Origin of the sequence: Gluconobacter sp. Dm-44 (assembly GCF_018256175.1) — a bacterium.
Classification (GTDB): Bacteria; Pseudomonadota; Alphaproteobacteria; order Acetobacterales; family Acetobacteraceae; genus Gluconobacter; species Gluconobacter cadivus.
In genome coordinates, this window is sequence record NZ_JAERLZ010000001.1 from 143,313 (window position 1) to 164,730 (window position 21,418).

The window sequence follows — 21,418 nt, forward strand, 5'->3', positions numbered from 1 at the left end:
TAAATTGACCTTGGACCGTTCTGGCCCTTTGATAGAAGGAAAATCAGAAAGCACGCGCCATCTTCGTTGATCCTCCCCTTCCCGACCCTGTCATGACGCGAATCCGTGAACACGGCATTCGCGTGGTGGGGGACGTGCATGGCGATCTGAATGCTTTCCGGCATGCAACGGCGACGGAACGCTTCGTCATCCAGCTCGGAGACCTCGTCGATCACGGACCGGACAGCGCGGGCGTGATGGAGCTGATGCTCGATCTTCTGGAGCAGCAGCGCGGGCTTTTCATTCTCGGCAATCATGACCGCAAACTCGGCCGCGCCCTTGAAGGCCGTCGCCTGAGACGTGATCCGCCGCTTGAGGAAACGCTGCGTCAGATCTCGCTGCCGGAATATGACGGCCTCCCCGAACGCATCTACAGGGCCATCGATCAGGCCCCGACATGGCTGCGGATCGGGCGCTCGCTGTTCGTCCATGGAGGGTTTCATACCGCCATGTTGTCCCACTCCCCCGTGCCGGGTCTGGGCGAGATGTCCGCGCCCTTGTCCCGCGCCCTTTTTGGAGAAACCACCGGCCGCATGCAGCCGGATGGCTATCCCGAACGCCGCCTGACCTGGATCAACCGTATCCCAGAAGGGATGACGGTGTATGTCGGCCATGACCGCCGCTCGACCGACGGACGCCCCTGGCGCCGAACGGGACGTCTGGGGGGCACGGCCGTCTTTACCGATCTTGGCGCCGGAAAAGGCGGCCATCTTGCATGGATTGATCTGAATGAACCCTGAGCCTGTGTCTTCCACATCCCGCACTCCCGATCCTGCTCTGGCTGAACTCGAACGCCTGCGCGGCAGCATCGACAATATCGACGCCGCCCTGATCCATATGCTTGCGGAACGGTTCCGCTGTACGCAGGAAGTCGGACAGCTCAAGGCCCGCGCCTACCTGCCGCCTGCGGACCCCTCCCGCGAAACACGGCAGATAGAACGCCTGCGCCAGCTCGCCCGCGATGCGCATCTCGATCCGGATTTCGCCGAAAAGTTTCTGGCCTTCGTCATTCACGAAGTCATCCGCCATCATGAAGCCATCGCCGCCAATGCGCGCAAGGCTTCGGAAGCCTGATGCCCCTGCACCGCCTCCTGCTGCTGCGCCATGCGGAGGCCATCCCGCACGTCCTGACGGAAGACGGCGACCGAAGTCGCGCGCTGACGCCCAGAGGGCGCGAACAGGCCGCGAGCATTGGCAGACAGCTTGCTGCACTCAATCTGCTCGATCCAATACAAATTCTGTGTAGCCCTGCCATCCGCACCCGACAAACGGCTCAGGGCGTACTGGACGCGCTGGGTCAGGCGGCTTCAGTCTCAATCGAAGACAGCCTCTATTCCGCAACCCCGGACACCCTCTACGGTCTCGTGCATGCCACATCCGAGACTATACGAACGCTTCTGATCGTCGGGCATAATCCGACCATCGGTGAGTTCGCCTGCGACCTCCTTGGCCCGGCCCTTCAGAATATGCGTTTCTCGGCTCTTTCCCGTGGATATCCGCTTGCGGGTCTGACGATTCTCGACGTTCCGGGACACTGGCTGGATGTCCGTCCGTCGACCATTCAGCCGGCCACACTTCTTTTGCCCTGAAAGCTCTGTTCAGAGACGCTCTCTGGACACAAAAAACCTTTCAGAGATAAAACGGAATAACATTCTTACATTTCAGGCGGGTTATCTTCTGCATGTCCGAAAATCGTTCCGCGACCCTTTGCCTCGATGGCCTCAGCCGCCAGTTTCCGCTGCTGGAAGGAACGATCGGCCCGGACGTCATGGACATGCGTGCCCTGTCCCAGAAAACAGGGGTGTTTTCCTTCGATCCCGGGCTGGGCAGCACCGCCACCTGCACCAGCGCCATCAGCTATATTGATGGTGACAAGGGCGTCCTATTGCATCGCGGCTATCCGATCGAAGATCTGGCCCTGAATGCGAGCTTCACGGAAACGGCTTATCTGCTGCTTTACGGCGAACTTCCGACGGCCGCGCAATATCAGGCCTTCAGCAAAGACATGAACACCCACCGGCTGCTGAACGAGCAGATCCGGAACTTCTTCAACGGCTTTCGCCGCGACGCGCATCCCATGGCGATCCTGTGCGGGACCGTAGGCGCTCTGTCCGCATTCCATCACGACGGGCTGGATATTTCCCAGCCGGAGGCGCGCGACCTTTCCGCCCGGCGTCTGATCGCCAAAGTCCCGACCATCGCGGCCTGGGCCTATAAATACTCCATCGGCGAACCGTTCATCTATCCCGATGAGGAGATGTCCTTCTCCGAGAACTTCCTGCACATGCTCTTTGCCCGACCCGGTAACCATTACCGCGTCAATCCGGTTCTGGCCCGTGCGATGGATCGCATTCTGCTACTTCATGCCGATCATGAGCAGAACGCCTCCACCACCACCGTGCGGCTTGTCGGTTCAACCGGGGCGAATCCCTATGCCTGCATCGCGGCAGGCATTGCAGCCCTCTGGGGACCTGCGCATGGAGGAGCCAATGAGGCGGCTTTAGGCATGCTGGAATCCATTGGAAGCCGCGACGGCATCCCGGCCTTTCTCAATGAGGTCAAGAACCGCAATTCCGGGGTGCGCCTGATGGGCTTCGGCCATCGCGTCTACAAGAATTTCGACCCGCGGGCGAAAATTCTTCAGGCGACCTGCCACGAAGTCATTGAAGAACTCGGACTCAAGCGTGACCCGCTGCTGGATCTGGCGATGGAGTTGGAGCGTGTGGCGACCGAGGACGACTATTTCGTCAGCCGTCGCCTCTATCCAAATGTGGATTTCTATTCCGGACTGATCCTCAAGGCTCTGGGCATTCCCAAAAGCATGTTCACCGTCCTGTTCGCTGTCGCGCGGACGGTCGGCTGGGTCAGTCAGTGGAAGGAAATGATCGAGGAACCGTCCGTCCGCATCAGCCGCCCTCGACAGCTCTATATCGGTGCGGCGGAGCGGAGTTTCGTCCCGATGAGCGAGAGGAGCTGAGGCTCCTCTCTATAATTCAGCAGTCGCAGCCCGGCGTCTGGCCTCTGGCCTGACGGACGACGTGATGGTCGATCCACTCCGCGACAAGGCGGCGGGCTTCCTTGACGGAAGATTCGGGGTGATGGATGCGGTACAGCGTCGTGCATGCGGCGAAGGCCTGCATGTCCGGCTGGCCGACCTCCCGCAGTTCCTGATAGGCCGTGACAACAGCGCGTTCGCATTTCCGGCCGATCCGGCTGGTCTCTATGCTCACTTCTGATCCTGCCGTAAATGAGAATGAATATCGATATCCCTCCCTAGAACTCCCCGGCCTCCCATGCAAGCGGGAAGATCGGAACAGCCTGTGACACTGACAGGCAGCGGATAAAATTCACACAGTCCAAAAGGGGGCGATATTGCCCCTACCCTTCCCGGCGACAGCCCGGTAAACCACGAGAAAACGACGTCAGCGGAGACAAGCATGACCCAGTTCGCCGAGAGCCCGATGGCGGGCCGCACCCAGTGGGACCGCGACGCGGCCCTCACCACGGCCCGTATCCTGCTTGAGATCAAGGCCATCAACTTCCGCCCGGAAGACCCCTACACCCTGACGTCAGGCTGGAAGTCCCCGGTCTATATCGACTGCCGCAAGATCATTTTCTTCCCGCGTGCGCGCACCAAGATCATGGAACTGGCCGTCGAAAAGATCGGCCGCCATATCGGCTATGAAAGCATTGACGCCGTCGTGGGTGGCGAAACCGCCGGGATTCCGTTCGCCGCCTGGATCGCGGACCGGATGATGACGCCCATGGCCTATGTCCGCAAAAAGCCCAAGGGTTTTGGCCGCAACGCACAGATCGAAGGCGATGTGCCCGAAGGCATGCGCACCCTGCTGGTCGAAGATCTGACGACGGACGGCGCATCCAAGATCCGATTCGCCAATGCCCTGCGCGATGCGGGAGCCATCGTGAACCACACCTTCGTTGTCTTCTTCTACGGCGTCTTCCCCGGCGCTCACAAAACGCTGGCGGACATGGACATTTCTCTCCATGCGCTGTGCACCTGGTGGGACGTGCTGGAAGCCTGTGCGGGAGCGAACTACTTCTCTGAAAAAGACAGCGCCGAGGTTCGCCGCTTCCTCGAAGATCCGTGTGGCTGGTCGAAGAAGCATGGCGGCGTGAGCAGCGCCGAAGAAGCGCTGGCCCTCAAGGCCAAAGCCGAAGCCTGATGGAGACTGGCGCATCCGTGCCAGCAGGTCGGAGTCTGGTTTTTGACTCCGGCATCGGGGGGATGGGCGTCGTGCAGGCCCTGCGCGATCTCCTTCCCGCTCTTCATATCGACTACCTCGCCGATACGGCGCTCTTTCCCTATGGCGAACAGCCGGATGACCTGCTGACAGCGCGTATCGTTAGCCTGCTGGTCGCGGCCTGCAACGATCTCCAGCCCGATGTGCTGGTCATTGCGTGCAATACCGCCAGTACGATCGCCCTCCCCGCCCTGCGTGCACGACTCAACATCCCGGTGGTCGGATGCGTCCCCCCCATCCGCTGGGCCGGGCGGGTTTCGGAAACCCGCGTGATCGGCCTGCTTTCGACCTCCGCCACTGCACGACGCCCCTACACCCTTCGGCTCCATCAGGAATTTGCTGCGGATTGCCGTCTGATTACTCATGGCGCGCGCAGGCTGGCTGATCTGGCGGAACGTGCTTTTCTGGGTGAGGTTATTGCGGATACGGACATTCAGCACGAACTGGACTGCCTGTTCGGGCAGCCTTATGGCGACGAGATTGATACGGTCGGGCTCGGCTGCACCCACTACACCTTTCTGATGGATGCTTTCCAGCGTCTCTCCCCGAAGGACGTCCGCTGGCTGGACCCTGCTTCCGCCGTCGCGCGACAGGTCGGAACCGTCCTTCAGACAGTGTCCTACGGCGCAGAAGCAGCGCAGAAAGGCCGCTTCCTGATGACCCGGCTGCCGCATACAGCGCCGGGGCTTGAAGCCGCCGCCGCAAGGCTCGGCTTCAAGGGGTGGGAGCTGCTCACCGTCCCCGCTCCGCTCATGACAATAACGGAAAGCTGAAAAGCCCCCGCCCGATCAGGCAGGGGCCAACACGCTTCAGCGAGCGCGATCAACGGTATACTGGACCGTCTCCGTCATCAGGCGACGCAGTTCACTGTCCGGGAAAATGGACAGCGCTTCGACGGCCTCGGCGGCATAGACCTGTGCGCGGGCGATGGTCGTGGCGATTGCGCCGGTCTTCTCGATCAGGGCCAGTGCGTGCGGCAGGTCAGCTTCCGTCTGCTCGCCCTTTTCGATGACACGCTCCCAGAACGCCCGGTCTTCGGGAGAACCCGCTTCATAGGCGGCCAGAACCGGCAGCGTGATCTTGCCCTCGCGCATGTCGTCGCCAACGGTCTTGCCCAGAACCTGCTGATCGGCAGCATAATCGAGCGCGTCGTCAACGAGCTGGAACGCCATGCCCAGATTGGTCCCGAAACGGTCCAGGGCGACTTCTTCCACTTCGGGACGATCGGCAACGACCGCGCCGACGCGACAGGCCGCCGCGAACAGGGCCGCCGTCTTGCCGTGAATGACTTCCAGATAACGCTCAACCGGTGTGGAAAGGTCGTTCTGGGTCACCATCTGAAGGACTTCACCTTCGGCAATCGTCGCCGAAGCATCGGACAGGATCGCCATGACTTTGAGCGAGCCATCGGCCGTCATCAACTGGAACGAGCGTGCGAACAGGAAGTCGCCCACCAGAACGGACGCCTTGTTGCCAAAAACCGCATTGGCCGAAGCCAGCCCACGACGCAGATTGCTCTCATCGACCACGTCATCGTGAAGCAGCGTTGCGGTGTGGATGAACTCCACACAGGCTGCCAGTCCGACATGACGCTGGTTTTCAGGAGTCGACTGATAGCCACACAGGCGGGAGGCAGCGAGCGTCAGCAGCGGCCGCAGGCGCTTGCCACCGGCTGCAACAAGATGGGCGCCAAGCTGCGGAATGAGCGGGACCGGGCTCTCCATCCGCGCGATAATGGCGCGGTTGCAGGCCTGCATGTCCTGTTCCAGATAGGCGGACAGAGCGGAAAGGGCGCTCTCGCTCCCTGCATCCCTGAGCACAGCTTTATCAACGGTCGCAGAAACGTCCGGTGCGGCAGAATCCAAGGGTCATTACTCCAGTTCCCGCAACGGCTCCGGGGGCTGGCCCAGGAGCGCACGGGCACGATATGATGTGGCGTAGCCCGTTCTTTCTCTCCTGTCGCGACAAGAACGAACGGACCATGTAACGCCGGACGACAGGTTGGAAAGACCATATGAGCGGCAGCAGGAAGACGGTCAACCCATTGCCCCCTCCGAACATCTTCTCCGGCCATGCATTTTCCGTTCCCGGCCCCGCCCGCGAAGAAGGATCGCTGCTGGGAGGGCGCGTGCGCTACGACCAGTTCACCGAAGGTTACAGGACGGGTCTGGAACCTGTTCTGATGGCAGCCTCCATCCCGGCAAAAGATGGCGAAACGGTTCTGGAAGCGGGTTGTGGGGCTGGAGCAGCCCTGTTGTGCCTCACCGCGCGTCTTCCGGGAGTCCGTGGAGTCGGGTTGGAAGCCGATCCGGAGACTCTGGCATTGGCCGAGCGCAATATCCGCGCCAATGCTGATCCCGACGGTGAAACGCGGATTCAGGTGGTCCACGCCCATCTGCCCGACATCCCCAAAAGCCTGCGCGCCCTCACACCAACCGCCAATGGTCGTTTTCATCATGTGATGGCCAACCCACCCTGGCACAGTCCGCACGGCACGCCCTCTCCCGACAGCCGACGCCGCCTCGCCCTGAGTGCGGAAGCGACCGCACCGGAAGACTGGGCGCGCACCCTGATAAAGTGGGTTATGCCGGGCGGAACGCTGACATTCGTCCTGTCAGCCGCCAGTGCGGACAGGATCTGTCGAACTTTACTGGAAAATGGGTGTGGCTCGATCCAGTTCTATCCCTTCTGGCCACGAGCGGGCCGCGAAGCGAAGCTGGTTCTGGTCCGCGCCGTTTATGGCGGACGGGGGATCTTCCGGCTTAGGGCCGGACTGGTTCTGCATGAAGCAGACGGGCGTTTCACCGCCGCCGCAGAGCGTGTTCTGAGAGACGGAGAAGCCCTTCCTGAAAGCCAGGACCTCTCCAGACCCTGTTTTTAGCTGAAAACGTTGCCTTCAAACGCTTCTTCCCATGTGCCGGAGGTGGAGGCACGGGAATATTCGGTCGAACGGTTCTCAAAGAAATTGGCGTGCTCGACGGCGTTCAGCATGTCGTCGATCCACGGCAGCGGATTGCTTTCCTGCCCATAAACCGGGTCCAGCCCAAGCTGCGTCAGGCGACGATCGGCGATGAAGCGGATATAGGCCTTTACGTCATCGGACGACATGCCCTCGACCGGGCCCATCTCGAACGCCAGATCGATGAATGCGTCTTCATGCTCGACCGTCGTGCGGCAGACCTGCGTGAGTTCTTCGCGGAAATCGGCGGTCCACAGTTCCGGGTTCTCGCGGATGAAGGTGCGGAACAGGCGGATCATGGACAGGCAGTGCAGCGTCTCGTCACGCACCGACCAGGACACGATCTGCCCCATGCCCTTGAGCTTGTTGAAGCGCGGGAAGTTCAGCAGAATCGCGAAGGACGCGAAAAGCTGGAGGCCTTCCATAAACGCCCCGAAGGCGGCCATGGTCTTGGCGATTTCACGCTTGCTGTCGATGTTGAACGACTGCATGAAATCGTATTTGTCCTTCATCTCCTTGTATTTCAGGAAGGCCGAATACTCAGTCTCGGGCATCCCGATAGTATCTAGGAGATGGGAATACGCAGCAATGTGAATCGTCTCGATATTGGAGAACGACGACAGCATCATCAGCACTTCAGTCGGTTTGAAAACCTGACTGTAATACTTCATGTACGCGGAATTTACTTCCACGTCCGCCTGCGTGAAGAAGCGGAAAATCTGCGTGACGAGATGCTGCTCGGCCGCCGTCAGTGTCCGGTGCCAATCCTTCACGTCATCGGCCAGCGGCACTTCCTCGGGCAGCCAGTGGACGCGCTGCTGGGTCAACCAGGCGTCATAGGCCCAGGGATAGCGGAAAGGCTTGTAGACCGGGTTGGCGGTCATCAGGTCGAAATGCTGTTCGTCCGGCTTGCCGGAGATCGGGGTGGTGTCGCTCATGATCGCGTCCTTTCACATCCCGCCATTACTGGCAGGACAGGCACTCTTCGTAATCGCCGCTGCTCATTTCGCCGCGCGGAGCGGCCTGAGCGGTGGCTTCGTATTTTTCGTCTTCCAGAATGTCGCTCTTTACCGCCAGCGTGGACACCGCATCGGCGCGCTGCACGGACAGGGAGCGGCAGTAATAGAGAGACTTCAGGCCCTTTTTCCAGGCCTGAAAATGGATCTGATGCAGGTCGCGCTTATGTACATCGGCTGGCAGGAACAGATTGACCGACTGCGCCTGACAGATGAACGGTGCACGGTCTGCGGCATGTTCCACGACCCAGCGCTGGTCGAGCTCGAACGCCGTTTTGAACACGTCTTTCTCGTCCTGCGTCAGGAAGTCGAGGTTTTGCACCGAGCCCTTGTTCAGCGTGATCGCCGACCAGACTTCATCCGTGTCCTGCCCACGCTCTTCCAGAATTTTCTTCAGGTGGCGGTTGCGCACCGAGAACGAGCCCGAAAGCGTTTTCTGCAGGAACACATTGGCGCTGATCGGCTCAATGCCGGGGCTGGCATTGCCCGTGATGATCGAAATCGAGGCCGTCGGCGCGATGGCGAGCTTGTGCGAGAAGCGCTCCATAAAGCCGTATTCCTCGGCATCCGGGCACGGACCACGCAGTTCTGCCAGATGCTTCGACGCAGCATCGGCCTGCTTGCGGATATATTCGAAAATCTTCCGGTTCCAGACCTTCGCCATCACGGACTCGAACGGGATCATCCGGGCCTGCAGGAATGAGTGAAAACCCATTACGCCTAGCCCGACCGAACGCTCACGGGCAGCGGCGTATTTGGCACGCGCCATGTCGTCAGGCGCGCGGTCGATGAAATCCTGCAACACGTTATCGAGGAACAGCATGACGTCTTCGATGAACTGCGGATCATCCTTCCATTCGTCCCAGGTCTCAAGATTGAGCGAGGACAGGCAGCAGACAGCCGTGCGGTTCTTGCCGTGATGGTCGATACCGGTCGGCAGGGTGATCTCAGCGCAGAGATTGGAGGTCTTCACTTCCAGACCAGCCAGCTTGTGATGCTCGGGCCGCGCGCGGTTCACATGGTCGGAATAGATGATGTAGGGCTCGCCCTGCTCCATCCGGGCCGTCAGGATCCGGATCCACAAACCGCGTGCCGAAACTTTGCGGATCGTGCTGTGATCCTTCGGCGACAGCAGCGCCCATTCTTCGTCGTTTTCCACAGCACGCATGAACGCATCGGTCACGAGCACGCCGTGATGAAGGTTCAGGGCCTTACGGTTCGGATCGCCCCCCGTCGGACGGCGCATCTCGACGAACTCTTCCACTTCCGGATGCCAGACCGGCAGATACACCGCGGCCGAGCCGCGACGGAGCGAGCCCTGCGAGATCGCCAGCGTCAGGCTGTCCATCACGCGGATAAAGGGAATGACGCCGGACGTCTTGCCGTTGCGGCCGATATTCTCACCGATGGACCGCAGATTGCCCCAGTAAGACCCGATGCCGCCGCCTTTGGACGCCAGCCAGACATTCTCGTTCCACAGCCCCACGATTCCCTCAAGACTGTCTTCAGCTTCGTTCAGGAAGCAGGAAATCGGCAGTCCACGCTCGGTTCCGCCATTGGACAGAACAGGCGTAGCCGGCATGAACCAGTGACGGGAAATATAATCATAAATCCGCTGCGCATGACCCGCATCCGCGCCGTAATAGGAGGCGACGCGGGCGAAAAGCGACTGATAGTCCTCGCCCGGCAGCAGATAGCGATTGTTGAGTGTCGCCTTGCCGAAATCCGTCAGCAGGGAATCGCGCGAGCGATCGACGCGCACGGCGTGATGGCCTGGAAGCTGCACCACATCGTCGAACATGTCCGCCGAATTGGCATCTCCGGGAATCGGCGTCTCGCCCACAGGATGGTCGGAAAGCGGGCGCACATCATGCGGTCGGTCGGACTGATCGGACACGTCCATCGTCACGTCATGAAGGGTCATTCGCTCTCTCCGCAGGGCATCTATTTTCGAAATCTTGAGCACTCATTTCCATCACTCCGAACCCGATCGCAAGCACGAAGTTCGCTTGCAAAATCCAAAGAGCTGTGAATGCGAACTATCCCATATCTAGGGAAGGAATTCGTTAATGCCCCTAGATATAGTGCTGATCGCAGAAAACCGCCCCTAAGCGTTGTTATCCCAAGAGTTTTCCCCCAAGGCATTTTCCCGGTGTGTGATAGCGGTCACAGAATTGGGAAATTTCATGAACATCGCGTCGAGCAACGATCCGAACGGCATCGCGTTTGGATTACGAAACCCACATTGCGAAAGATCTCATCATGACCATCAAAAAGGCAGCCTCAGCCCACTGGACCGGCGGTCTCAAGGACGGCAAAGGCACGATTTCCACCCAGAGCGGCGCTCTGCATGACCAGCCTTACGGCTTCAACACCCGCTTTGAAGACAAGCCCGGCACGAACCCCGAGGAACTGCTCGGTGCGGCCCATGCGGGATGTTTCACCATGGCGCTGTCCATGATGCTCGAACAGGCGGGATTCAAAGCCGAGTCACTGGAAACGAAAGCGACCATCTCGCTGGACAAGTCCGGCGAAGGCTTTGCCATTACCCAGTCTCATCTCACGTTGCGCGGCAAGGTTCCGGGCGCGTCCGAAACCCAGTTTCTCGACATTGCGAACAAAGCCAAGGCGGGCTGTCCGCTGTCGCAGGTCATCAAGGCGAACATCACGCTGGATGCCACGCTCGAACACTGAAACGTCGCTTATGCTGGCGGGGATTTAGCGGCCCCAGCCACATTGCGCATGATCACGGAGAAGATGATCGGCCAGTACGCAGGCCATCATCGCTTCCGCCACGGGAACGGCGCGGATCCCGATACAGGGATCATGCCGCCCCTTGGTCATCACTTCGACAGACTCGCCATCGCGCGTGATACTGGGAACGGGTGTGAGGATCGAACTGGTCGGCTTGATCGCAAAACGCGCCACGATTGGCTGTCCCGTGGAAATACCGCCCAAAATGCCACCGGCATGGTTGGATGCGAACTGCGGCCCGGGCGAAATCGGATCGGCGTTCTGTTCGCCACGAAGGGCGGCCACGGCAAAACCATCCCCGATCTCGACGCCTTTAACGCCATTGATCCCCATCATGGCGCCCGCCAGATCGGCATCCAGCTTGCCATAAACCGGCGCACCGAGTCCGGAGGGTAGACCTTCCGCCACGACTTCGACAGTCGCCCCAATCGACGATCCATCCTTGCGGACGGAGTCGAGCAGAGCCTCCCACGAGCCCACGGAACCCGCATCGGGACACCAGAGCGGATTGCGCTCCACCTCATCCCAGTCCCAGCGGGATGGATCGATGGTCTGACCACCAATGCCGGTCAGGGCCGCGCGGATCTTTACACCCTCCCCCACGAGTGTTTTCAGCAACACGCGCGCCACGGCCCCTGCGGCAACCCGCATGGCCGTCTCGCGCGCCGAGGAGCGCCCGCCCCCGCGATAGTCGCGGATACCGTATTTCATATCATAGGCAATGTCGGCATGACCGGGGCGATACCGGGTTGCGATATCGCCGTAATCCTTGGACCGCTGATCGGTATTTTCGATCATTAGCGAAATGGGGGTGCCGGTCGTCTGGCCTTCGAACACGCCCGACAGGATGCGGACCTGATCCGCCTCCCGGCGCTGCGTGGTAAAACGGGACTGCCCCGGCCGACGACGGTCGAGCCAGGGCTGGATGTCCTCTTCGGACAGCTTCAGGCGGGGCGGGCAGCCATCAATGACACAGCCGATGGCTGGTCCGTGACTCTCACCCCAGGTGGTGACGCGAAAGAGCTTCCCGAAGCTGTTGTCCGACATGTCAGGTCCCGGAGCCAACCGCTGCGATATCCGGAGCGTCCGGGTTTTTCATGCCGACCGTGTGGTAGCCGCAATCCACATGATGGATTTCGCCCGTCACGCCGCTGGACAGGTCGGAGAGCAGGTACATGCCCGAACCGCCGACATCCTTGAGCGTCACGTTGCGCTCCATCGGAGCATTGAGCTGGTTCCAGCGCAGGATGTAGCGGAAATCGCTGATCCCGTTGGCGGCCAGCGTCATGATCGGACCGGCGGAGATACCGTTGACGCGGATATCGTCGCGGCCCAGATCGGCGGCCATGTAACGCACGGAGGCTTCCAGAGCCGCCTTGGCCACACCCATCACATTATAGTGCGGCATGACGCGCTCGGCGCCGAGATAGGTCATGCTCAGGAAGGACCCGCCCGGATTCATCATGGCAGATGCACGACGTGCGACGGCGACGAAGGAATAACAGGAGATGTCCATGGCCTGCAGGAAGGCATCGCGCGGCGTGTCGATATAGCGGCCGCGGAGATACTGCTTGTCCGCAAAAGCGATGGCATGGAGCACGAAGTCAATCTTGCCCCAGACCTTCTCGATCTCGTCGAACGTGGTGTTGATGGCGTCGTCATCGCTGACGTCACAGGAGATGACGAGTTCAGACCCGACACTCTCGGCCAGCGGACGAACGCGCTTGCCCAGGGCCTCGCCCTGATAGGTGAAAGCAAGTTCCGCACCCTGTGCCGCGCAGGCACTGGCAATGGCCCAGGCAATCGAGTTCTTGTTGGCGACACCCATGATCACACCGCGCTTGCCCTTCATGAGGGTTCCGGTCACGGGTGCCGGGATATTGTCTTCCGTTTCAGACATGGTGATTTCCTGAATCGCGTTGGCGTATTGAGGGTGGTGGTTGCACAAGCGCCCGTTACAGACAAGACTTTGCGACGATTGCCCGGTTTTTTGCCTTCTGACAGGACATTAAGGCATCACTCCGGCGCGACGACGGTTCCTGAGCGTTTTCAGGAAATGAGCATCCTTTCAGTCATTCAGATGTCGCCGTCGGATATTGAAGCCATGGGTTTTTCCGACAACAGGAATGCGCCTGACGCAATCCTGCTGCGTTACCATCCGCAAACGCTACTCCAATAAACCGCGCGATAGCTGCAACGCGTCAGTCGCGTTATGATTACAGATCAAGCGGTCCTGCACCGCTCCGTCATGCCGATCCCAAGGAGCACCCGATGTCCGACCTCCCCCTGATTGATCTGAAGGCCGATCCCTTCGCCCTGTTCGCAGCCTGGATGTCGGACGCGGAGGCCGCCGAACCAAACGATCCCAACGCCATGGCCGTCGCCACCTCTACACCTGACGGGCATCCGTCCGTCCGGATGCTCCTGCTCAAGGGCGTGGATGAGCGGGGTTTTGTTTTCTACACCAATCTGGACAGTCGCAAGGGCGGCGAACTGCGCGCCAATCCGCACGCCGCCCTGCTGTTTCACTGGAAATCCGTCCGCCGTCAGGTCCGGATCGAGGGGCCGGTCGAAGCCGTTACCGCAGCCGAAGCGGATGCTTATTTCGCCAGCCGCTCCCGTATGTCGCGCCTCGGGGCCATCGCTTCCGACCAGTCGCGTCCACTTGATGAACGCAGCACATTCGAGGAGCGCCTGAAGGCTGCGGACGAAAAATATGGCGATGGCCCGATCCCCCGCCCTGACAACTGGTCGGGTTTCCGCGTTCTGCCCGAGGTTATCGAATTCTGGCAGGACCGGCCCTATCGCCTGCATGATCGTGCTGTGTGGACGCGTGATGGAAACAAATGGAACGTCACACGACTTTATCCGTAAATACCTCATAACGACGTCACAAAATTACGGCCGGGGAGCCTTCACCCATGCTTATCGACATCAAGAACATCCTTCTCCCCCTGAACGGCACCTATGAGCTGGACGCCGTCATGTCAGTCGCGCTGGATTTCGCGCGCCGGTTCGACGCTCATCTTTCCGCGGTCGTGGTCGGATCGGACCCGTCCGAAGTCGCGACACTGGCCGGTGAAGGCATCTCGGCCGGGATGGTCAATGAAATGATCGACACCGCCATCACCGAGGCACAGCACCGGGCCATCAAGATCCGCAGGGCTTTCGACGCTTTCGTCCATGAACATGGCATCCGTCGTATCGAGCCCTCGAAAATCGGCTCTTCGGCCGGAGAAGGCGTCAGCGCAAGCCTCGACGTCCTCAACGGAACCGAGCACGACTCCCTGACATGGCGCTCCCGTCTGGCCGATATGACGCTGGTCCCGAATCTTGCCAAGGACGGCGACCCGCGTGCTTCCGAGACGTTGCATGCCATCCTGTTCGACAGCGGACGTCCTCTGCTGATCGCACCGCCGTCTCCGCCCAAATCGGTCGGCAGACGGATTGCCATTGCCTGGAACGGAACGCCCGAAGCCTCGCTGGCCCTGCGCTGCATCCTGCCCTGGGCCCACAAGGCCGAAGCGGTGCAGGTTCTGACCTGCCAGGATTATCAGCGTCGCGGTCCGGGTGCTGACGAGGTCGTGACCTATCTGCGGATGCACGGCATTTCCGCCACATCCCGTGAGTTTGAGGCCGTCAACAGGGACATCGGTATGGGCCTGCTGAACGCTGCCACGGAGTTCAATGCCGACATGCTCGGTATGGGCGCTTATTCCCATTCACGCCTGCGGCAGATGATTCTGGGCGGCGTCACCCGTCATATTCTGGAGCACGCCCAGATCACGGTTCTCATGAGCCGCTGAACACGCCTGTTGCCGCTTACTGCCTGCTGACCTGAAGGAACCGTCCCATGTCCCTGCCCCGCCTCTTCTGCGCCACCTGCCTGACCCTCACGCTGGCAGGCACCGCGCTGGCTCCCGCATGGGCCATGGACACGCACGCTCCACCTCAGGCTGTTGGCTTTACCCTTCAGGAACCGCAGGCACGCCTCAAACTGCGCCTGGTTCCCGGCACTACGCTCGCGAAGGGCTATCACAGCCCGTTCTATGAGCAGAATGCCGCGACCGGCGCCATTACCCTGCAAACGGACGCGCTTCAGCCATCAATCCGTGGCCAAACGGCCCCCGCGACCGTGTTGCGCGAAGGGGCGGCATGGTATTTCCAGCAGACCCCGGCGGACATGACCGCCACCCTGCACATCGACACATGGCCCAGCAATCAGCGCGTCATTATCGGCCAGATCCAGAGCGCGCGGGGACCGGTCGTGCAGTTGATCGCGGATGGCAAGCGTTCGCACGTTATTGCTGTCATTCATAATGGCACCGAAACGCGCCGCGTCGTTGCCGGGACGATCTATCCTGACCGGAGCATCAGCTACGGTCTCTCTTCCCGACCCAATGGAACGCTGCTTGTCGTCGTGAATGGCACCCGCAATGTATTCGCCATGCCCGCCGCGGCAACAGCTCCCGCCATGTGGTTCGAGGCTGTTGCCGGGCAGACCGGCTGGCATATGCCCTGTCACAGCGACTCAGCGCGCGTGACGTTCACATCCCTTGAGATGAATCATCCGGCAGCGTGATGGCTCTGCCTGTCGAAATGCTCGGTCTTTGCCCCCTGTAACGTCGCGTGCTACCCGACGCGACATGACCCTGTCTCCACGCCTGCTCCGCCTGTGGCTGGGACTCTGCCTACGCTCCACGCGCTGGCAGGTCAGCGGCTCTCCCCGTGCGGTCGAAACACTACTCACGCCCCAAAACGGGGCTGTGGTTGCTTTCTGGCACCGCTCCCTGACGCTCAGTCCCGCACTCTGGTTCTGGGCCAGATCGCAGGAGCCACGGCTGCAATTACGGGTGCTGATTTCCCGCAATCCGGATGGCATGCTGATCGCCGATGTTGTCCGGCCATGGGGCATTATCGGTATCCACGGTTCCTCCAGCAAGAACGGCAGGAACAAAGGCGGCGCTGCAGTTTTACGGACCGCCCTGAAAGAACTGCACAGTGGTGCGATCGTAGGCATCACTCCCGACGGCCCACGCGGACCAGCCGAACACGTCCAGCCCGGTGCCGTGGCCTTATCGCGCCTTGCCGGATGCGCCGTGGTGCCGGTCGGCATGGCCTGCACGAGTCTGCGTCTGCCCTCGTGGGACGGTCTCGCCTTCCCGCTCCCCTTCGGACGCGGCGCGCTCATTCTGGGCGAACCCCTGTTCCAACCGGGAGCCTCTGACCTCCAGACCGCACTGAATACTCTTTCAGGGCGAGCGGAGAGTATTCAGAGGCATCACCAATCTGGCGTGAGCGAGCATCTGTGGCGTCTGACCGGAACCCTGCTGGCCCCGGCTCTGACTGTCATGCTCCGCATCCGGTTGCACAAGGGCCGTGAACTCCCCGATCGTCTGCGTGAACGCATGGGACTGGGCAACACCCGGCGCCCCGCAGGCCGAATTCTCTGGCTTCATGCCGCCAGTGTTGGCGAAACCCTCTGCGCCCTGCCTCTGGCCGAGGCCCTGCTCGACGCCCGACCGGAGCTGACACTTCTTTTTACGACAGCAACCGTTACAGGGAGCGAAATCGTCGCGCGCCACCCGCTTTTCGGAAAGCGGATCATTCATCGCTTTATTCCGCATGACGTGCCCCGCTGGCTGAGACGCTTCCTCAACCTCTGGCAACCCGAAGGCGCAGTGTTCGTCGAAAGCGAGCTTTGGCCAGGCATCATCGCGGCCTGTTCGGACCGGGACATTCCCGTCATGCTCGTCAACGGACGCCTGTCGGATCGCTCTTCCCAACGTTGGGGCCGTCTGCGTGGCCCTGCACGGCGCATGATGGGACGTCTCTCCTGGGTAGCAGCCCGCGGCCCCGAAGATGCGGGGCGATTTCGCGCACTTGGAGCCGTTCCAGTCTACGAAGACGGCGACCTCAAACAGGATGCGCCGCCCCTTCCTTATGACGAAGCGGAATATAACCGTCTGAAGGCCCTGTTTGGGGAACGTCCGATATTCGTTGCCGCATCCACCCATCCCGGAGAAGAGGACCTCGTCCTTCAAGCCGCCGAAAACGCCCGCACCCTTCAACCCGATCTTCTAACCATTCTTGTTCCGCGTCATCCCGCTCGTGGCGCGGAACTGGCAGAGCGTTTCCAGCTCCCCCGCCGCTCTGCCGGCGAGGAACCGACGCCACAAACCCCAGTCTGGCTGGCCGACACACTCGGCGAGCTCGGCCTGTTCTACAGACTGGCGGACCGCTGTTTTCTGGGAAATTCCCTGACCGGAAAAGGCGGCGGCCATAATCCGTTCGAACCGCTGCGTCTGGAAATTCCAACAGCAACTGGCCCGAAAATGGAGAACTGGCGGGAGGCAATGGCCACCATTTCTGATACCATCCGGATCGTGAACGATGTGGAGTGTCTGACACGATGGCTCAAATCCCCTCTCCCGCCCGTCAGGACCACGGGATTGCAGCGCTCGGTCGTGAGCGTCCTGCGAGACCGTATCCTCAGAACGGTTGAACGATGAGAGGTCGCCCACCCCGTTTCTGGCTGCATCCGAGGCGCAGTCTCACCGCCCGCTTCCTCAGGCCGTTCTCTCTCGTCGCCACGACCCTTACCCGCCGCCGTCTCAGACGGCCTCCGTTTCATGCTCCCATTCCGGTTCTGTGCTGCGGTAACGTCACCACAGGCGGGACAGGCAAGACTCCTCTCGCCCTCGACCTCGTGCAGCGCCTCAAAGACCGGGGCTACCATCCCCATATCCTCAGCCGAGGCCATGGCGGACGTGAGCGCGGCCCTATCGACGTCAATCCCGGACGCAGCACCGCCCGCGACGTAGGCGACGAACCTCTCCTCCTCGCACAGTCCGCGCCGACATGGATTGGCGCCAACCGGGCTGAAACTGCGCGTCTCGCCATTGGTCAGGGGGCAGACTGCCTCGTCATGGATGACGGCTTCCAGAATCCGACGCTGCACAAGACCGTCTCCATTCTGGTGGTGGACGGCATAACGGGTTTCGGCAACGGATGCGTCCTCCCCGCAGGTCCGCTCCGCGAACCCCTCCCGGACGCGCTCTCCCGCGCACAGGCCGTCGTCGTCATCGGAGACGACAGGCACAACCTGCTCCCGACATTTCCGCGCCATCTCCTGACCGCACAGGCCAGACTGGTCCCCGGCCCTGAAATCCGCACTCTTCAGGGACGGCGGATCGTGGCGTTCGCGGGAATCGGACGCCCAGAAAAATTCTTCGACATGCTACGGGACGCTGGCGTCACACCCATCCGCGCACTCCCGTTCCCCGATCATCACATCTACACGCCTCGTGATATTCAGCGCCTTGAAGCCCTCAGCCGGGAATCGGGCACCACACTGGTCACGACCGCGAAGGATGCCGTGAAACTGCCCTTTCCATTCCGCACACAGGTGAAGATCATCAACGTCGAATTGCTCTGGGCTGATCCAAAAGCGCCCGAACGCCTTCTCGATCTGCTGTTCAGCACTCCATGACGTCTTTTCTGTACCGCGCGGAAACCTTGCTGATCCGTGGACTTCTGGCCGTGATCCGCGCCCTTCCCGCGGCCATAGCCTCGAATCTTGGAGGGGGTGTGGCCCGCACGATCGGCCCAGCACTGCCAGTCTCGAAAATAGCGGACCGGAACCTGCAACTCGCCATGCCCGAACTCGACGCCCTCGCCCGACGGCGTATCGTGCGCGACTGTTGGGACAATCTGGGCCGGACTGTCGGCGAGTTCCCTCATATCGGCCACCTGAAACACAACACACCCTCCGGCGCTGGATGGAGCGTCGAGGGCGAAGAACATCTTGAAGCCGCAAAGGCTTCAGGCCGGCCGGTCATTTTCTTTTCCGGCCATATCGGGAATTGGGAACTCATGCCGCCGGTGGTTGCGCGTTACGGTATGCCATTCGCCTCCTTCTATCGGGCGGCCAGCAACCCTGGCGTCGACGGTCTGATCCATAGCCTTCGTCAGGAGGCCATGGGACAGGATGTGCCAATGTTCCCCAAAGGGGCCAAAGGCGCACGCTCAGCCCTGAAACATTTGTCCAAAGGCGGTCATCTGGGGGTTCTGGGCGATCAGAAAATGAACGACGGAATCGAAGCCCGCCTTTTCGGACGCTCCGCCATGACAGCGTCCGCCGCCGCAGTCTTCGCCCTCAGACATGATGCCCTGATCGTCACTGGCCATGTGCGCCGTGACGGACCTGCCAGACTCGTGCTTGTGGTTGATCCGCCTTTTTCGCCTGAAAAAACGGATGATCGCGCAAAAGACGTCCTCGCCCTGACGCAGCTTTTCAACGACCGTCTTGAATCCTGGATCCGTGAAATCCCGGGCTCCTGGCTCTGGCTGCATCGTCGTTGGGACAAATCCCTGTACCGGAATATGGCAACACCCTGTTGAGCTATGCGTTTACAGCATGGCAGATTTGCCACAGTAGGGATGGTTTGTGTCGCAAAACCTTCTTCAGACGTTATTAAAGATTGTGAAACGTGCCCTCTAAACCCTAGCCTGAATTCATCACCACAGCCCGGGTGCCCTGCCCGGCTTTTTGATGAGGACTTCCTGATGGCGCAGGTGGCTCACCTTCACGACCTTTCTCACAGCCGCAGCACGAGCAATATCGTGCCTCTGCGACAGGGCCTGCTGCCGCGTCATCGCGAATATCTGCTGCGCTGGCTTGAAGCGGGACAGCGTATGGGCGTTTTCGATGCAGAAATCGCAGATGCTTCCCACGACATCATCAATGTAGACGGAAGCGCACCTGTCGATCATGTTCTGGTCTGGGTCCGTGAAAATCCCGATCCCGCTTACATGCTGCGGCCACAGGGTATGCGCTGGGTGCTGATCGATCAGATCCGCGATCATGAACTGGGCAGCTATGCCAGCTTCGAGCTCGCCCTGCATGTGATCCGCCCGGTTCTGCCGCTCGCCGAGACCTGCGCCGCCTGAACCTGCACCAGGGCTTTCTCGATCAGACATAAAAAAAGCGCGCCGTTCAAAGAACGGACGCGCTTTTTTTTGAAAAAATACAGTCTTAGCTTGGGCGAATCGCCACATCCCGGGAAGCCGGAACCACGATGCGCGCACCACCACCACGCTGGATCTGATAAATCGCCAGCGCCCGCGTTACATGTCCGTCCGGCCGCAGGCGGAAGAGGCCATCCACACCCATATAACCATCCGGGCGCGTCAAAGCTTCGACCGTCACACCGCCCTGCCGGATCAGACTGCCAGCCAGAGCCGCCGCGTCATACGCAAAATCGCTGACGGGCGACGGTGCCTGTTTGTAGAGGGCTCGATACTGCGCGACATAGCCTAACCGGTCATGCGCGTCGGGGGCTGCATACCAGGCGCCATGCAGCGCGCCGAGCTTGCCATCAAAGGCCTTCCACAGCGCGGGCCCCATGATCTGCACCTGCGACGAATCGATATGATCGGCCTGAAGCGCGGTGATGACTCGTCCAAGCTCCAGCCCGGTATCAGCCAGCACCAGAGCATCGAATGGCGGCGGCGGGATCGGCGCGGGTTGCGCCGCAGGCGTGGGGGCGGGAGACGGAGTCCCCGCTGGAGCAGCAGCGTCCGGAGTGGACTCACCTGTCGGGTCAATTGCGGATGGGCCAGACGGCGTCTCCATAACCACTGGCGCAGCGGGCTGACGTGTTTCGATGGCAGACAGCGTTTTCAGCCCGTCGTCGATGTTCTGGGCATCCATCGTATGGAAGACGATCTGCGGATCCTTCAGACCCGCATCCCGGCAGGCCCGGGCCAACCCGTCTCCCATGGCGTGCCCGAAAGCATTGTCCGGCAGGAAGGCCGCGAAAGTTTTCCGTCCGGTCGCCCGCGCGGCATCGACCATCCGACGCACCTGTTGCTCCGGCGTCAGGCCCATAACCCAGACGCCCGGACGGGCCTGCGTGGAGTCGCTGGTGAAGGCGAGCTCCGGCTTGCCCGCATTGATCGCGAGCGGTGCAGCGGCGGCAGTTTCGGTGGCGGTCAGAGGGCCTAGAAGAATAGCGTCCCCCCGCGCGAGCGCATCGCGCACGGCCTGTTCCGTGCCACCCGGACCATTGGTGTCATGCACGTCGAGCGCAGGAGAACCCTTGGCGGAAAGGGCCAGTTTCGCTGCATCGCGCATCCGCGTGCCGTATGACGCATTGCGTCCCGTCAGCGGCAGGATCAGCCCGACATCATGGGCTCCCGGCCCTTCGGAAACGCCCGGAATACCGCCCACACCCGGCACGGAAGACGACCCGCCACCCGAGCAGGCGGCAAGGGTCAGGAAGGTTCCCGCGGCAAGGCCGGTGCTTACACCCTTGCGCAGACGGCTCAAGGGGCGACAATACGTCCCTGAGTTTGTCACTGAGGATGCAGATGTCCGAAAAGTC

Annotated in this window: 23 protein-coding genes; 16 read left to right on the forward strand and 7 right to left on the reverse strand. The window is 61.0% G+C overall.

Features of this window, described 5'->3' with window-relative positions; genetic code table 11:
• Positions 1–92: 92 nt before the first annotated feature.
• The 4 genes from JK213_RS00620 (at position 93) to JK213_RS00635 (ending at position 3,016) form a co-directional block, all read left to right on the forward strand.
• A complete protein-coding gene (locus JK213_RS00620; protein WP_099285136.1) occupies positions 93–779 on the forward strand; it encodes a metallophosphoesterase in 687 nt (228 codons plus the stop codon).
• Positions 769–1,113, forward strand: coding sequence for a chorismate mutase (locus JK213_RS00625; protein WP_194261434.1), 345 nt, complete (start codon positions 769–771; stop codon positions 1,111–1,113). Before JK213_RS00620 ends, JK213_RS00625 begins: the two co-directional genes overlap by 11 nt.
• Positions 1,113–1,628, forward strand: coding sequence for a histidine phosphatase family protein (locus JK213_RS00630; RefSeq protein ID WP_194261435.1), 516 nt, complete (start codon positions 1,113–1,115; stop codon positions 1,626–1,628). Before JK213_RS00625 ends, JK213_RS00630 begins: the two co-directional genes overlap by 1 nt.
• A 92-nt stretch (positions 1,629–1,720) precedes the next feature.
• Positions 1,721–3,016, forward strand: coding sequence for a citrate synthase (locus tag JK213_RS00635; protein WP_194261436.1), 1,296 nt, complete (start codon positions 1,721–1,723; stop codon positions 3,014–3,016).
• 16 nt (positions 3,017–3,032) lie between these two features.
• Here JK213_RS00635 and JK213_RS00640 read toward each other — a convergent pair whose 3' ends face one another.
• The gene (locus JK213_RS00640; protein WP_024716776.1) at positions 3,033–3,269 is read right to left on the reverse strand and encodes a hypothetical protein; all 237 of its coding nucleotides are present in this window, start codon (positions 3,267–3,269) and stop codon (positions 3,033–3,035) included.
• Between the two features lie 207 nt (positions 3,270–3,476).
• Between JK213_RS00640 and JK213_RS00645 the strand changes: the two genes are divergently transcribed.
• Together JK213_RS00645 and murI are read left to right on the forward strand one after the other, a co-directional pair.
• Positions 3,477–4,223, forward strand: coding sequence for an orotate phosphoribosyltransferase (locus JK213_RS00645; RefSeq protein ID WP_194261437.1), 747 nt, complete (start codon positions 3,477–3,479; stop codon positions 4,221–4,223).
• Positions 4,223–5,074 carry a glutamate racemase gene (gene murI, locus JK213_RS00650; protein ID WP_211571252.1) on the forward strand — a complete coding sequence of 284 codons (852 nt, stop codon included), beginning with the start codon at positions 4,223–4,225 and terminating at the stop codon, positions 5,072–5,074. The genes JK213_RS00645 and murI overlap by 1 nt, the downstream gene beginning before the upstream one ends.
• 36 nt (positions 5,075–5,110) lie before the next feature.
• Here the strand turns inward: murI and JK213_RS00655 are convergent, their stop codons facing one another.
• Positions 5,111–6,166, reverse strand: a complete 1,056-nt coding sequence (locus JK213_RS00655; protein WP_228125338.1) for a polyprenyl synthetase family protein — start codon at positions 6,164–6,166, stop codon at positions 5,111–5,113.
• A gap of 149 nt (positions 6,167–6,315) precedes the next feature.
• Here JK213_RS00655 and JK213_RS00660 point away from each other — a divergent pair, with 149 nt between their 5' ends.
• Entirely contained in the window at positions 6,316–7,182 is an 867-nt protein-coding gene (locus JK213_RS00660; protein ID WP_211571253.1) for a tRNA1(Val) (adenine(37)-N6)-methyltransferase, read from the forward strand.
• Here JK213_RS00660 and JK213_RS00665 read toward each other — a convergent pair.
• Positions 7,179–8,198, reverse strand: coding sequence for a ribonucleotide-diphosphate reductase subunit beta (locus tag JK213_RS00665; RefSeq protein WP_194261440.1), 1,020 nt, complete (start codon positions 8,196–8,198; stop codon positions 7,179–7,181). The genes JK213_RS00660 and JK213_RS00665 overlap by 4 nt on opposite strands.
• A gap of 25 nt (positions 8,199–8,223) precedes the next feature.
• Positions 8,224–10,200, reverse strand: a complete 1,977-nt coding sequence (locus tag JK213_RS00670) for a ribonucleoside-diphosphate reductase subunit alpha (protein ID WP_194261441.1) — start codon at positions 10,198–10,200, stop codon at positions 8,224–8,226.
• A 338-nt stretch (positions 10,201–10,538) separates the two neighbouring features.
• Between JK213_RS00670 and JK213_RS00675 the strand changes: the two genes are divergently transcribed.
• Complete coding sequence (locus JK213_RS00675) at positions 10,539–10,970, forward strand: OsmC family protein (RefSeq protein WP_194261442.1); 432 nt, start codon at positions 10,539–10,541, stop codon at positions 10,968–10,970.
• A 24-nt stretch (positions 10,971–10,994) separates the two neighbouring features.
• Here the strand turns inward: JK213_RS00675 and aroC are convergent, their stop codons facing one another.
• Both aroC and fabI read right to left on the reverse strand, forming a co-directional pair.
• A complete protein-coding gene (gene aroC / locus JK213_RS00680) occupies positions 10,995–12,077 on the reverse strand; it encodes a chorismate synthase (RefSeq protein ID WP_194261443.1) in 1,083 nt (360 codons plus the stop codon).
• A gap of 1 nt (position 12,078) precedes the next feature.
• Entirely contained in the window at positions 12,079–12,930 is an 852-nt protein-coding gene (fabI, locus tag JK213_RS00685) for an enoyl-ACP reductase FabI (RefSeq protein WP_099285158.1), read from the reverse strand.
• 156 nt (positions 12,931–13,086) lie between these two features.
• On the opposite strand from fabI, the gene JK213_RS16030 reads away from it, so the two are divergent.
• The 8 genes from JK213_RS16030 (at position 13,087) to JK213_RS00720 (ending at position 19,982) form a co-directional block, all read left to right on the forward strand.
• The gene (locus tag JK213_RS16030) at positions 13,087–13,209 is read left to right on the forward strand and encodes a hypothetical protein (RefSeq protein ID WP_283091816.1); all 123 of its coding nucleotides are present in this window, start codon (positions 13,087–13,089) and stop codon (positions 13,207–13,209) included.
• Between the two features lie 92 nt (positions 13,210–13,301).
• A complete protein-coding gene (pdxH, locus tag JK213_RS00690; RefSeq protein ID WP_194261444.1) occupies positions 13,302–13,904 on the forward strand; it encodes a pyridoxamine 5'-phosphate oxidase in 603 nt (200 codons plus the stop codon).
• Between the two features lie 47 nt (positions 13,905–13,951).
• Positions 13,952–14,836: a universal stress protein gene (locus JK213_RS00695; protein WP_194261445.1), complete on the forward strand. Its 885-nt coding sequence runs from the start codon at positions 13,952–13,954 to the stop codon at positions 14,834–14,836.
• Between the two features lie 47 nt (positions 14,837–14,883).
• The gene (locus JK213_RS00700; RefSeq protein WP_194261446.1) at positions 14,884–15,612 is read left to right on the forward strand and encodes a polysaccharide lyase family 7 protein; all 729 of its coding nucleotides are present in this window, start codon (positions 14,884–14,886) and stop codon (positions 15,610–15,612) included.
• A gap of 64 nt (positions 15,613–15,676) precedes the next feature.
• A complete protein-coding gene (locus tag JK213_RS00705) occupies positions 15,677–17,542 on the forward strand; it encodes a glycosyltransferase N-terminal domain-containing protein (protein WP_194261447.1) in 1,866 nt (621 codons plus the stop codon).
• Entirely contained in the window at positions 17,539–18,522 is a 984-nt protein-coding gene (gene lpxK / locus JK213_RS00710) for a tetraacyldisaccharide 4'-kinase (RefSeq protein ID WP_194261448.1), read from the forward strand. Before JK213_RS00705 ends, lpxK begins: the two co-directional genes overlap by 4 nt.
• A complete protein-coding gene (locus tag JK213_RS00715; protein WP_194261449.1) occupies positions 18,519–19,433 on the forward strand; it encodes a lysophospholipid acyltransferase family protein in 915 nt (304 codons plus the stop codon). Before lpxK ends, JK213_RS00715 begins: the two co-directional genes overlap by 4 nt.
• Positions 19,434–19,598: 165 nt before the next feature.
• Complete coding sequence (locus JK213_RS00720) at positions 19,599–19,982, forward strand: hypothetical protein (protein ID WP_194261450.1); 384 nt, start codon at positions 19,599–19,601, stop codon at positions 19,980–19,982.
• 85 nt (positions 19,983–20,067) lie between these two features.
• On the opposite strand, the gene JK213_RS00725 is transcribed toward JK213_RS00720, so the two are convergent.
• Entirely contained in the window at positions 20,068–21,363 is a 1,296-nt protein-coding gene (locus tag JK213_RS00725) for a penicillin-binding protein activator (protein WP_194261451.1), read from the reverse strand.
• Positions 21,364–21,418 lie beyond the last annotated feature (55 nt).